This window comes from Corallococcus macrosporus DSM 14697 (genome assembly GCF_002305895.1).
In the GTDB taxonomy this organism is placed as follows: Bacteria; Myxococcota; Myxococcia; order Myxococcales; family Myxococcaceae; genus Myxococcus; species Myxococcus macrosporus.
Window position 1 is genome coordinate 2,593,060 of the sequence record NZ_CP022203.1, and the last position, 12,448, is coordinate 2,605,507.

General features: G+C 71.5%; 7 protein-coding genes. 2 read left to right on the forward strand and 5 right to left on the reverse strand.

All coding sequences use genetic code 11. The features are described from left to right. Positions 1 to 2: 2 nt before the first annotated feature. The 4 genes from MYMAC_RS11135 to MYMAC_RS11150 form a co-directional block, all read right to left on the reverse strand. Entirely contained in the window at positions 3 to 731 is a 729-nt protein-coding gene (locus tag MYMAC_RS11135; protein WP_095958074.1) for a class I SAM-dependent methyltransferase, read from the reverse strand. A 57-nt stretch (positions 732 to 788) separates the two neighbouring features. Continuing rightward, a complete protein-coding gene (locus MYMAC_RS11140) occupies positions 789 to 2,942 on the reverse strand; it encodes a methyl-accepting chemotaxis protein (protein WP_095958075.1) in 2,154 nt (717 codons plus the stop codon). Positions 2,943 to 3,121: 179 nt separating this feature from the next. Next, positions 3,122 to 4,327: a class I SAM-dependent methyltransferase gene (locus MYMAC_RS11145; protein WP_095958076.1), complete on the reverse strand. Its 1,206-nt coding sequence runs from the start codon at positions 4,325 to 4,327 to the stop codon at positions 3,122 to 3,124. Positions 4,328 to 4,425: 98 nt separating this feature from the next. Further along, on the reverse strand, positions 4,426 to 5,874 hold the full coding sequence (locus MYMAC_RS11150; protein ID WP_095958077.1) for an FAD-binding oxidoreductase: 1,449 nt from the start codon (positions 5,872 to 5,874) through the stop codon (positions 4,426 to 4,428). Between the two features lie 477 nt (positions 5,875 to 6,351). Between MYMAC_RS11150 and MYMAC_RS11155 the strand changes: the two genes are divergently transcribed. Continuing rightward, a complete protein-coding gene (locus MYMAC_RS11155; protein WP_095958078.1) occupies positions 6,352 to 8,430 on the forward strand; it encodes a WD40 repeat domain-containing protein in 2,079 nt (692 codons plus the stop codon). 57 nt (positions 8,431 to 8,487) lie between these two features. Here the strand turns inward: MYMAC_RS11155 and MYMAC_RS11160 are convergent, their stop codons facing one another. Beyond that, entirely contained in the window at positions 8,488 to 8,964 is a 477-nt protein-coding gene (locus tag MYMAC_RS11160) for a hypothetical protein (protein WP_095958079.1), read from the reverse strand. Positions 8,965 to 9,400: 436 nt separating this feature from the next. Between MYMAC_RS11160 and MYMAC_RS11165 the strand changes: the two genes are divergently transcribed. After that, complete coding sequence (locus MYMAC_RS11165; RefSeq protein ID WP_095958080.1) at positions 9,401 to 12,277, forward strand: carboxypeptidase regulatory-like domain-containing protein; 2,877 nt, start codon at positions 9,401 to 9,403, stop codon at positions 12,275 to 12,277. Positions 12,278 to 12,448 lie beyond the last annotated feature (171 nt).

A 12,448-nucleotide genomic window follows, 5' to 3' on the forward strand; every position in this document is an offset into this window, starting at 1 on the left:
GCCTATCGCCGCGCGGACACGAGCAGCATCATCGGGCGCTCCCGCTCCTCGGCCAGCTCGGGCTGGGCGGCGAGCTGGGCCGCGCTCGGTCCCCATTCGTCCACGTGGCGCAGGTCGAAGCCGGTGTGTATCAGGGCGTTCAGCACGGTGCCCAGCGTGCGGTGGTACTTGAGGACGCCCTTGGCGAGCCAATCCGTCGTGCGGGGGCCCTCCACTTGATAGGCGTGGAGTGGCCAGGTCTTCTGTCCGCGCTCATCCACCCGCCAGCCTGGATGGGACGGCGCCATGTAGATGGGGTGCTCGATGGAGAAGACCAGCGCGGCGCCCGGAACCAGGGCGCCGTGGACCTTCGCGAGCAGACGCGGCAGGTCTTCGATGTAGTGAAAGGCCAGGGAGCTGTAGACGAGGTCGAAGCGGGCGTGGGGCAGCTCCACCGTCTCCAGGTCCGCCTGGGTGTAGACGATGTCGCCGGTGGAGGTGAGCTGGCGGGCCCGCTCCAGCATCCGCGCCGAGACGTCGAGTCCCTGGACCTGCCGGGCGCCTTGCTCCCGCGCCCACCGGCAGAACCAGCCGTAGCCACAGCCGAGGTCGAGGACGCGGAGGCCGCGGAGCGCGGGCAGCATCGCCCGCAGCGCGGGCCATTCCGGCGCCCCCGCGAGCCCTTCCTGGGAGCGCCGGAGCTGGCTGTAGCCGTGGAAGAAGCCAGGGTCGTCATAGATGTTCTGCGCCATCCCTGCTTCTCAGCACCCAGGGCGCGGCGCCGCAACCCAGGCGCTTTCCCAGCGTCGTCACCCCTCCAGCGCGCCTGCCTGGAGCGCCAGGCGGGCCGTCCCCTCCATGCGCTCCGCGAGCGTCTGCACCGAGCCCGTCACCTTCTGCGTCTCCTCGACGGTGCGCAGCGTGTGCTGCATTTGCGCGGACAGGTCCTGGATGGCCTGGGCAATCTGGGAGGTGCCCGCGTCCTGCTGCGCCACCGCCGCGGAGATCTGCCGCACGCTGGTGCCGGTGTCATCGATGATGCCCGCGAGCCGTTGGAGCTGGGCGCCGGAGACGCGCACCGCGTCCAGGCTCGCCTTCACGCGCTGCTCGCCCTGCTCACTCATCTTCGCCGTCTCCCGCATGCTCAGACTCACCCCGTCGAGCACCTCGCGGATGCGGTGGGTGGCGAGGATGGACTGGTCGGCGAGGCTGCGCACCTCGCGTGACACGACGCCGAACCCCCGTCCATGTTCGCCGCTGCGCGCGGCCTCGATGGCGGCGTTGATGGCCAGCATGTTGGACTGGTCCGCCAGGCCCTTCACGGTGTCCACGATGGTGGAAATCTCACGGGTGCGCGAATCCAGCGCGAGGATGCTCCGCGCCATCTCCGACACTTCCTGGCGAATGGCTTCCAGGTTGGTCAGCGTGCGGGTGATGGCCGCGCCGCCGTCCCGCCCCGCCTCCTCCGCGGTTTCAATGGAGCTGGCGAGCAGCCGCGCCTTGTCCGCGGTGACCAGCGAGCCCTGCCGGATCTCCTGGACCGTCTGTTCGGCCTCCCGGAGCGCCGCGGCCTGCCGGCTGACACCCGCCGTCTGCGCCTCGCTGGAGGTGCGCAGCTGTTGGACCACCGTCGCCAGCTCGCCAGCGCCACGTCCCATGTCCTGGGCGAGCCGCTTCACCTCCTCGCGCCGCTCCTCGAGCTGGTGCGTGTGGGACGCGAGCGCGCGAACCACCAGCGCCGAGCGGCGGGCGACGATGCCCACCAGCGAGAAGGTGAGGGCCAGGAAGCCCCAATGCATGAGCGAATCGGTGGACTCCGCCAGGCCGAACACCGGAAGCGAGATGTGGATGACGACGCCGAAGAACACGCCCAGACCCGTGGCGAAGATTCGCGCGTCGCGGTTGCCCTGCCACGCCGAGATGCTCGCGACGATGACGCACGTGAGCAGGCAGGGCACGGAGTAGAGGACGAAGAAGTTGAGGTTCCGCTGCGCCATGCCCAGGTCAACCATCACGATGATGGCCTGGAGCGCGGCCGGAACGCAGCTGGCCCAGACGCCCCAGCGGAACCAGCGCATCCGGTTCTCCAGGATGCTGTCCGAGATGAACCAGCCGAGCCCGGGCAGGATGCAATACGAGCCCAGCAGCGTGAGCTTGCTCCCCAGCAGATACTCGTCCCAGAGCGCGGAGAGCAGGCCGCCGGTGCCCAGCAGCATCGCCGCCGAGCCACCGGCGAAGAGGGTGAGCGGCACCAGCATCTTCGTCTGGCGCCGCACGAGGGCCGCCACCATGGTCAGGCAGGCGACGGTGAGCAGCAGCATGCCCATGACGAAGGGCGCCAGCCCCGTGCGCGTCACCGTCGCGAGCAGCGCGTGGTGGGGGCCCACCCGGGCCGCGCCCCCCACGCCGATGAGCGGACCGCTGCTCTGGATGCGCAGCAGCAGGCGCGAGCCCGCCACCGAGGGCGGCAGGGGGACCAGCCGCCACGCCAGGTTGTCCGTCTCCTCGATGCCCGTGGGGTTCAGCCTCCCGCCCGACTGGATGAGCCGTCCATCCGCGTACAGCTCGAAGGCATTGGCCACCGTCCCCAGATAGAGCGCGGGCTCCAGCCACCCGCCCTGGGGAACGGGGATGCTCAGCCACAGGAAGGTCTGCCCTTGACGGCCCGGGGGCTCACGGAGCGCGGCCACGGGTTGCCAGGCCTGCCCGTCGCCGGACTCCAGGGCCCAGGCCGGCACGTCCGCGGGCCCCGGCGGTGAGTCGCCCCACCGGTACCGCCAGCCCTCCTGCAAGTCGACGCTCGCGGGGCCGGTGTCCGCCCTCGCGGTGGCGGAGAGCACCAGGAGCAGCGGCAACACCCAGCGCCACGCGGCGCGTCGGGAGGAGCCAGATGAAACACCGGATGAGACGTGAAACGCCGGCGCGCGAGCCAAGATGCGGAGGTGACGCATGAATGCGTCCATCCTCGGGCGCAGGAGCCATCGCTGTAAATTGGGTCTGCTTCGCCCCGCCTGCTCGCTCGACCTCTGCTGGTATGTGTTTCAGTGACGTATGGTGAGACCTGACGGTGTTTTTCCCGGATGTTGTGTTTCACGGGAGTGCGTCACGGGCGCCGGGTTCCAGTGAAGGTGGCCGGGGAGGCTCAGCGCGAGCCGCGTTTGACGCGGCCCACCGACCATTCAACGAGCCTCCGGGCCTGCCGGTGGAGCGCGGTCTGCTTGAGCGCGCCGTTGAGGTGGTCGGCGAGCTGGTGCCGCAAGGGTGGCGTGGCGATGTGCGCCTCGAGCTCCCGGATGCGCTGGGCCTGCGCCTGGAGGTGCTGCTCCAGCTCCTGGACGCGCTGGGCCTGGGCACGGTGAGACGCCACTTCGGCGAGGTGCCGGAAGGGAGGCGGCGCGCTCCGGCGGGCGATGAGGTCGGCGTTGTCACCCTTGCGCAGGACGAAGTTCAGCGTGTTCCGGGTGAAGGCCGCGGGCACGCGCGCTCCGCTCTTCTCCACGTACAGGCGCAAGACCTCCTCGTCGAGGGTGACGGGGAACATGTCGAGGATTTCAGGCTCGAAGCCCGTCCCCACCAGGAAGGGCTCGATGTCCCCCAGCGCCACTTCGAGCTCGTGGTGACTGACGCCCAGCCCCCACCGCGTCAGCATCATGGGCGCGCTCTCCGCGGACACCTGGGCCATGGTGTCGCGGAAGTTCTCGCGCGGGGACCGGGAGGCGTACGGCCACCCGAGCTCGGGCGGCAGCAGGTGGAAGAACGGCATCAAGGACGTGTGCGCGTCGAAGTACACGAGCCGGTTGGGCGTATCCACGACGACCATCAGCCCTCCCGGCCGCAGAAGCTCCCAGCCGGTCCGGAGCGTGTCCAGGCGTTCGGCGGGCGTCTGGTGCTCGAGCACGGCGTACAGCACGAAGATGTCGGCGCCGTTGGGGTTGTCCTGCTTCAGCGACTCCAGCAGCTTCGCGGGCTCCACGACGCGCATGTCGACGTTGCCCAGCTTCAGGGCCGTCATGCGGCTGCGGGCCGCGTGCACGGAGGGCGCGTGGATGTCGTAGCCGGAGACGTGGCGGGCGACCTGGGCGAAGGCCGCCGTGCTGGAGCCGGTGCCGCAGCCCAGCTCGACGATGTCCGTCTGGCCCAGCTTCGTGTACCGCGCGAGCCAGGGCAGCACGTGGTCGACGCACCGGTTGTAGCGGCCGTCCACATGGTCCGCGATGTCCGACTGACCGGCCTGCGTCTTCAGGAAGAGCGGATCGAAGTCCGCGAAGTAGGATTGCAGCAGCGCCTCGCGCACGTTCGCCAAGAGCGAGGGGTCCTCCATCCGGTAATCCTCGAAGCCCGTCGCCATGCCTCAGTCTCCTCGCGGTTGGGGTGGAGCGAATTGCGGGCGTGGAAGGTACCAACCGGGGCGGCCCCGGGCGAGCGAGGGCTTGGGCGAATGGTGGCTTAATGGCGGAGCGCCGCGCCCTCGCCGGGGCGGATGTTCTGATTCACGCGGAAAAGGTTGCTCGGGTCGTATCGCTCCTTGACCTCCACCAGCCGCGCGTAGTTGTCCCGGTACGTGGCCTGTACGCGCTCCTGGCCCTCCTCCATCATGAAGTTCACGTAGGCGCCGCCCGCCGAGTAGGGATGCAGGGCCTCCCAGTACTCCTTCGTCCAGGTGGTGATGTCCGCTGCCCTGGCGGGCGACGGGTCCACGCCGACGATGACCTCGGACCACCTCGCGTCGCGGAAGCTGAACGCGGTGCCGCCCGGGGCCACCCGGCGGGCCGCCCCGTCAATGGGGTAGAGGTGCATGGTGGACTGCATGGTCGGCAGGCGCTGGGCGAACGTGACGTGCCTTCCGATGGCCTCGTCGCTCAGCTCCCGCACGAAGTCCGCGCGCCAGTACCACTGGTGTCCCGGCGGGTAGAGCGCGTCGAAGGCGCTCTGCAACATGGGGAAGGGCATGGCCTGCACGCCGTCCAGCGCGGGGGCCATGGCGCGCACGGGCGCGAAGAGCGCGTCGGCCTGCTCCGGGTCCCCGGTGTAGCACCACACCACGGCGCACATCTTCTGCAGGTGCAGGTGCGGCGGGAAGGGCGGCGCGGGCGGCACGGTCAGGAAGGCGAAGAAGCCGTTGAGCGTCTCGGGCGCCGCGGGGATGAACTCGCGGTACCACTTCATCACCTCGGCCGCGCGCTCCAGGGGCCAGAGCGTGGGGCCGCCCAGGATGGTGTCCACCGGGTGGGCCTGGAAGAGGAAGGAGGTGACGACGCCGAAGTTGCCGCCGCCCCCGCGCACCGCCCAGAACAGGTCCGGGTGCTGCTCGGCGTTCGCGGTGACGAAGCGCCCGTCCGCCAGCACCATGTCCACGGCGAGCAGGCTGTCGATGGTGAGTCCGAAGCGCCGCGTGAGGTGCCCGATGCCGCCACCCAGCGTCAGCCCTCCCACGCCCGTGGTGGAGATGATGCCTGACGGAACGGCGAGCCCGAAGGCGTGCGTGGCGTGGTCGACCTCGCCCCAGACGCTCCCTCCCGCGACGCGCACGGTGCCCGACGCGGGGTCCACCCGGACGCCGCGCATGGGCGACAGGTCGGCGACCAGGCCGCCGTCACAGGTGCCCAGTCCTCCGCCGTTGTGGCCGCCGCCACGGACCGCGAGGAGGAGGCCCTGCTCTCGTGCGAAGGCCACCGCCGCGAGGACGTCCGCCACGTCGGCGCATCGGGCAATCAGCGCCGGGCGCTTGTGAATCATGGCGTTGTAGACGCGGCAGTGCTCCTCGTAGTCCGCGTCATCGGGGCGCACGAGCCGGCCGCGCAGCCGGGCTCGTAGCTGCTCGACCCGGTCGGGGAGCAGACCGGGTGGTTGTCCTCCGCCTGTCCGCGCAGGCTCACGCTGTGGATCCAAGGGCATGGCTTTGTCCTCCGTGGGGCCAGGAATGGAAGGGCCCCTACAGCCAAGCTAGGGACGGCCGCCGAGCGCGGAGGAACGTCCGCGGCAGGAGGCCAGGAGGGGGCGCCCAGGCACGCGTTGACGGACGGGCGAGGGCGGGGCGCCTGGTGGGCCCGATGCCCGCGTGAGCGGAGCGGCGGTGACGGTCGTCCATGCCGTGGCGTCTGCCTTGGGCGCCGCGACACGCCACGGCAGACCGCCGGGCGGAAAAGCGCGTGACTGATGATGTATTGAACGTGGTTGGGCAAGCCGTGTGGGTTCGGGATTCGTGGCGCCTTGGGAGCGTCAAGCTTTGTCGCGGAAGGGGAGGCATGTGTCTTCATTGCGGCCTTGTCCCGCATCGCCAGTGACGCGGACGATGCTCGTCCTCCACCATGGCCCTGAGCGCCGCGCGAAGGGGGATTGTGTCCCGTCCGTCTCCCGGGGCATGAAGCCAGGATGCGCGTGCGTTCGTGTTGGTGGGTCCTCGTCCTGCTCACGGTCTCCTGCGCGGGGCTGCGTCCCGCGCCAGAGGAGGTGGCGCCGCGAGACGCCCGGTCCGAGCTCTTCCGTGCCCGGGGTGACGCGGCGGTGGAGACGCGGCAGTGGGCCCTGGCGTCGGGTTGCTTCGCGGCCGCGCGCCAGGCGGAGGACTCGCCCACGGCGCGCTGGGGACAGGCTTGGGCGACCGCGCGTGCATCCGCGCTCCGGTGGGCGAAGACCTTCGAAGGCTCCGTGCTGGCCTTGTCGTTTTCGCCCGACGGCAGGCTGCTGGCGTCAGGGGGCCATGACGCCATCGTGCGCGTCTGGGACGTGGCGACCGGGACGCAGGTGGCGGAGCTGAAGGGCCATGAAGCCGAGCTCCACGCCGTCGCCTTCTCCCCGGACGGCCGGTGGCTGGCCGCCGCGGGCAGGCCCGGGGCGCTCTGGCTCTGGGACTGGAAGGAGGGGCGCAGGGTGGCCTTGCTGTCCGGGCACGCGGACGTCGTGCTGGGCCTGGCCTTCTCCCCGGATGGCGAGCGGCTGGCGAGCGGCGGTCTGGACCGGACCGTTCGAGTCTGGAGCGTCCGGGATGGCGCGGAAGTGCTCCGATTCACGCACGACGACATCGTCAGCGCCGTGGCCTTCGCGCCGGATGGAGGCCGGGTGGTGTCGTCGGGCCTCGACCGGACCGCGCGGGTGTGGGACCTGGTGGAGCGCCGCGAGCTGCGTCGGTTGACGGGCCACGGGGGCAAGGTGACCTCGTGTGCGTTCTCGGCGGATGGCGAGCGGGTGATGACCGCGTCGTCGGACCGCGCCCTCCGTCTCTGGGATGCCCGGACGGGGGCGCTGCTCGACGTGCAGCGAAACACGGGCGAGCTGTCCGTCGTCGCCATCGACGCCCGCTTCCAGCAGTTCGTGCAGGGCGGCTGGGAGGGGCGCGTGCAGTGGGTGGATGCGCGCGGCGGCGAGGTGCTGGAGCGGTTGGACGCCCACCGGACCTTCGTGATGTCGGTGGCCCTGTCTCCGGATGGCCGCACCTTCGCTTCCGGGGGCATGGACGGCGTCCTCAAGGTCTGGTCGCGGCCGGAGGTTCCACCGGACGTCCTGCTGCGCGAAGCCCCCGCTTGGATGGAGGTGCTGGCCTCCGTGGGGCCAGGCGCCTTCGTGTCGGGTGGGGAGGACGGTTTGCGGCGCTGGTCCGTGTCGCCCAGCGGCGAGCTCCACTCCCGCTTGGAGACTCCGGACGCGGTGGGGGCCGTGGCCGTGAGCAGGGACCGCCGGCTGCTGGCGGTGGGGACGTTGAAGGGCGAGGTGCAAGTGCGGGACGTGCGGTCCGGCGGTCAGGTGATGGTGATGCCCGCCGCGCCCGAGTCCATCCGGGCGCTGGCCTTCAGTCCGGACGGCGCCTTGCTCGCGGCGGGGGTAGGGCAGGACGTCGTCCTCTGGTCCCTCGCCTCCGCCACAGAGGTCGCCCGGTTGACGGGGCACACCGGGAAGCCGTGGGCCCTGGCGTTCGACGCCACGGGACAGAGACTGGCGTCAGGGGCGGCGGACCACACGGTGCGCGTCTGGGACGTGGCGCGGGGCACGTCGCAGCGCGTCCTGGAGGCGGGCGACCGGGTCCGCGCCGTGGCGTTCCTGGCGTCCGGGGCGCTGCTGACGGCGGGGATGCGTCAGCCCATCCGGCTCTGGAGCCTCGAAGAAGGCCGTGTGCTGACGTCGATGGATGAGCGGACGGTGGGCGTCTTGTCGCTCGCGGTGGCGCCCCAGGGCGCGCTCGTGGTGTCCGGAGGCGTGGGCGGCGAAGTGAAGGTCTGGCGGCTGCCCGACGGAGCCTTCATGGGCGAGGTGCCCGGACAGCAGGGGTTCGTCGCCGCGGTGGCCTTCACGCCTGACGGTGCGTGGTTGGCGTCAGCCGCCTCGGACCGGACGCTCCGCCTGCTGCGCTTCGACTCCATGGCGCAGCCACCGTCCGTGGTGACAGACCTGACGCCGCTGCTGCGGCGCCATGGCCTCTCCTGGGATGCGCGGCGTGGCGTGTTCACGCTGCATTGAGCAGGCGTTCGCGCCACGTCGCCGCGTGGGCGCGCCGGTGCGCTGGAGGCGGAATGGCTACCACTTCTCGATGGAGGTGACCGACAGCGGGTACATGGGGCCCACGAAGTTGCCGTCCGACGTGCACGGGCGGTCCGCGATGTCCAGGAGGCTGGCGGCGTAGTAGCCCCAGGTGGAGTTGTTGCCCTTCTCGTAGAACTCGTGGCCGTTGGGGAGCACGACCTTCCAGACGAAGTCGATGTGCTCGGCCCACTTCGGCGTGGTGCGGGTGGAGATGATGCTCGTCACCGTGGTGCTCCACGTCCACGGCGCCGACGCGAAGACCTCGATGGTCTGCGTGTCTTCCCAGTCGTACGGCACGAAGTTGTTGAGCCCGCCCCAACCGTAGATGAGATAGACGGAGGTGCCCCAGGGCAGGTCGTAGTTCCGGTAGTTCAGCTCGACCTGGGCCTCATAGGTGTGGGCGTAGACACAGGCGTGGAGCGTCGCGCGTCCCTGGACCCACGTCTCCCCTGCCAGCGCGGTCGAGGACATGAAGAATGCAAGGAGAGCGAGCACTTTTCGCGAGAAGAGGGGCATGGTGGGTACTCTGGTGGGGGTGGATTGGACGGCGCCTTTCTCTACCATGATGTCAGGCCTGGATACACGTCGAGTGATTGGTGTCACATCTGAAACATCCCCGCAGGCCTTGTGACATGAAAGGTTACAGGGACTGATTGTCTATGGGGCATTCCGAAAGGCGCGTCCGTCTGTCTGGAGTCCACCGTGGGGCCGTTGGTGCCGTCCCGCTGGAGGCCCCGGAGGTACGTGAGGCCCGCGAGCCTGTCTGGGATTCGGGAGGAGGCGCGCGCCGACAGGGACGAACCGCCACGGCGCCCGCCTCGCGCTCCACGGATTCGGAGGCTTCAGGGCGGCGTGGGCTGGCCGCGCACCGCCGCCGGACGGCAGGATGCCCCCCTGGGGAGGAGCCATGGCTCGAAAGAGGACGTTCGCGGTGGCTGTCGTCGTGCTGTTGCTGGGGGCCGCACTCGGCTGGCGGGTGCTGACCTCGCCGGAGCAGGCGACGGCGTCCCTCACGGAAGGCGACCGTGCCCGGCGGGAGGGACAGGCCTCCGCCTCCGCCAGCCAGGGCGCCGCGCCGTCCAGTCCCTCGGCCTCACGAGAGGAGACGGGGACGCCGTGGGTCGCCGAGCCGATGCGGGAGCGGGAGGGCGTGCTCCACGTCGAGGTCGTCACCGGCGCCGGGCCGGTGCGAGGCGCGCGTGTCACGGCGTACCTCCTGGGGGCCCGCGACCTCCGGCGGGGCGGCGGCGCGTCCTGGTTCATCGCGGGGCAGGGCTCCACGGATGCCTCGGGTGGGGTGGTGCTCCCCGCGCGGCCGGGGCGCTACCTCGTCAGCGCGAAGGCGGAGGGGGTCGCACCCGCCCAGGTGAGCGTCACCCGGCCACGGGGCGAGGCGCGCACGCGGGTGCGGCTCACGTTGGAGGCGGGCGCGGTGCTGGAGGGCCACACGGTGGCGCGGGCCTCGCGTGAGCCCGTCTCGCTGGCGCGGCTCACCCTCACGCCGCGCACGCCGCTGGCCGCCAGCACCCCGGACGTCCCCGAAGAAGCGCGGCACACCGCCGCCAGTGACGCGCGGGGCGCGTTCCGCTTCGAGGGCCTCGCGCCTGGCGAGTACCAGCTCGAGGCCCAGGCCCCCGGGCACGCGCCCACGCGCGTCGAGCGGGTCCTCGTGCCGGGCGCGGCGCTCACCGTCGAAATGGACGGTTCGGCCTTCATCGAGGGCTTCGTCGAGCGCTCGGGCGGGGCGCCCGCAGCGCGCGCGCTCGTCACGGCCTCCGGAATGGGCGTTCCCCTGCACGCGGAGACCAGCGAGGGCGGCGCCTTCTCCCTGGAGGTGGTGCCCGGCGTCCATGAGGTCTCCGCGCGGCAGGGGCGCCTCACGGGCACGGCGCAAGGGCGCGTCGTGGTGGGCGCGGGCATGACGGTGGGCGGGCTGCGAATCCGCCTGGGGCAGCCCGCGGCCGTGGCGGGGGACGTGCGCCGCAAGGACTCAGGGGCCCCCGTGGAGGGCGCGGTGGTGAGCATCACCCCCGGCGCGCTGGCCCTCCTCCCCAACGCGGTGGGCGCGCCGGCCGCCAGCGCCGTCACGTCGGCGGAGGGGCGCTTCGAGGCGGAGGGCCTGGCGCCGGGGACCTACACCGTGCGCGTCCAGGCGAAGGGGTTCCGTTCGTTGACGCGAGAGGGCATCAGCGTGCTGGAAGGCCAGCGCTTCGAGCTCGTCGCGGAGCTCCTGGCGAATGGCCGCATCGAGGGCACGGTGGTGGACGCGGCGTCCGCGCCGCTGGCGGGCATCCTGCTCACCGCCGAGCATCGCTGGGGCCGGCGCCCCGTTGAAGGCGTCCTGAGCGCGGCGACCGACGCGGCCGGTGCCTTCGTCCTGGAGGACGTGCCTCCGGGCGACCTCTTCGTCGCCGCGAGCCGCCCCGGCAGCCAGATGCATGTCCGTGAGCGGGTGAGCGTGAAGGAGGGCGAGACGCGCCAGCTCCGCATCCAGCTTTCGGGTGAAGGCGTGCTCGAAGGCACCGTCCGGATGGAGGATGGGAGCGCGCCACGCAGGCCCGTCACGGTGTACGCCATGCGGGAGGGGACCGCGCACACGGAGTCGCTCCAGGTGCCCGTCGCGCGGGACGGGACGTGGTCCATGCGGGTGCGCGAAGGCCGCTACAAGCTGAGGGCGTGGCTGGCCGACACGGGCAGCCAGAATGGTGACCAGGAGAAGAACGCGGAGGTGGAGGCGGGCCAGACGCAGCGCGTGGACCTCCAGGTGCGTGACGCCCGTCATCCCATCCGCGTCACCGTGGTGGAGCCGAACGGCGCGCCCAGCGTCGCGGCCACGGTGATGGCGAGCGACGTGGGCAGCAACGAGATCCTGGTGGAGGACGTCACCGACGCGTCGGGACAGGTCACCGTGGTCGCGGACTCGGTGAGCTCGCGCGCGCTGCGCATCTGGGCCACCAATGGGGGGCGGCGGGGCGAGCTGCCCTCGGTGGCCGCGTCCCAGGACGCGGTGACGCTCCCGCTCGCTCCAGCGGCCCGGGTGACGGGCACCGTGCGCTCGGCGGGCGGCCGGGCGGTGAAGGGCTTCAAGGTGGTGGTCTCCGCGACGCGCGGCGACGAGGACTTCCTCACCCTCCAGGAGCTGGAGTTCCCCGGCGAGCGCTTCACCGTCGAGGACGCCCCCGTGGGGCCGGTGAGCGTCACCGCGACCTTGCCGGATGGCCGCGCGGGCAAGGCGCAGGCCGTCACCACCTCGGGTGGCACGACCCAGGTCGAGGTCGTGGTGGAGGCGGGAGGCGGCGTCAGCGGCCGGCTCGTGGACGCCACTGGCGCGCCCGTGGCGCAGGCCTACGTGGACGTGGAGGGCATCACCTCGCCGGCGACGGGGCCGGATGGCCACTTCTCGCTGACGGACCTCGCGCCCGGCACGCATCGCCTCATCGCGTGGAGCCGGACGACGGCGCGCGCGGAGCGCCAGGTCACCCTGGCCTCGGGCCAGGTGCGGGACGTGGGCGACTGGCGCCTGGGGCCGCCGCGTGTCGAGCCGGGCCGCCTGGGCATCCTCTTCGGGATGGACGGCAAGGACGTCACGGTGAGCGGCCTGCTGGAGGATGCACACCAGGGCGCGCTGCGCGTGGGGGACGTGGTGCGTGCCATCGATGGCGCCACGGTGCTCGACGTGAGCGAGGCCCGCGAGCGAGAGCTCGGCGCGCCAGGCAGCCCCGCCACGCTCCTCATCCGCAGGGCGTCCCAGACGTACCCCGTGACGGTGCTGCGCGCCCCTTGAACCGCCCGTGTGGGCTGCCGGGCAGGTGGGACCTGGCCTCCGAGCGGGCGGACAGCGCCGCTTGCACACATTGTTTGAGCTCAAAGGTCTAGACGTCATCCGTTTGACCTGTTAACGACTGTTCGCACTGTTCCCTGGGTGGACTGTCCCGAGCGCCAGCGTCCTCGCTGA

Bases quoted from the DNA above. Each gene is read 5' to 3' on its own strand.
- MYMAC_RS11145 (WP_095958076.1), bottom strand. From the start codon at position 4,327: ATGGCGACGGGCTTCGAGGATTACCGGATGGAGGACCCCTCGCTCTTG.
- MYMAC_RS11165 (WP_095958080.1), top strand. From the start codon at position 9,401: ATGGCTCGAAAGAGGACGTTCGCGGTGGCTGTCGTCGTGCTGTTGCTG.
- MYMAC_RS11140 (WP_095958075.1), bottom strand. From the start codon at position 2,942: ATGGACGCATTCATGCGTCACCTCCGCATCTTGGCTCGCGCGCCGGCG.
- MYMAC_RS11135 (WP_095958074.1), bottom strand. From the start codon at position 731: ATGGCGCAGAACATCTATGACGACCCTGGCTTCTTCCACGGCTACAGC.
- MYMAC_RS11150 (WP_095958077.1), bottom strand. From the start codon at position 5,874: ATGCCCTTGGATCCACAGCGTGAGCCTGCGCGGACAGGCGGAGGACAA.
- MYMAC_RS11155 (WP_095958078.1), top strand. From the start codon at position 6,352: ATGCGCGTGCGTTCGTGTTGGTGGGTCCTCGTCCTGCTCACGGTCTCC.
- MYMAC_RS11160 (WP_095958079.1), bottom strand. From the start codon at position 8,964: ATGTCCTCGACCGCGCTGGCAGGGGAGACGTGGGTCCAGGGACGCGCG.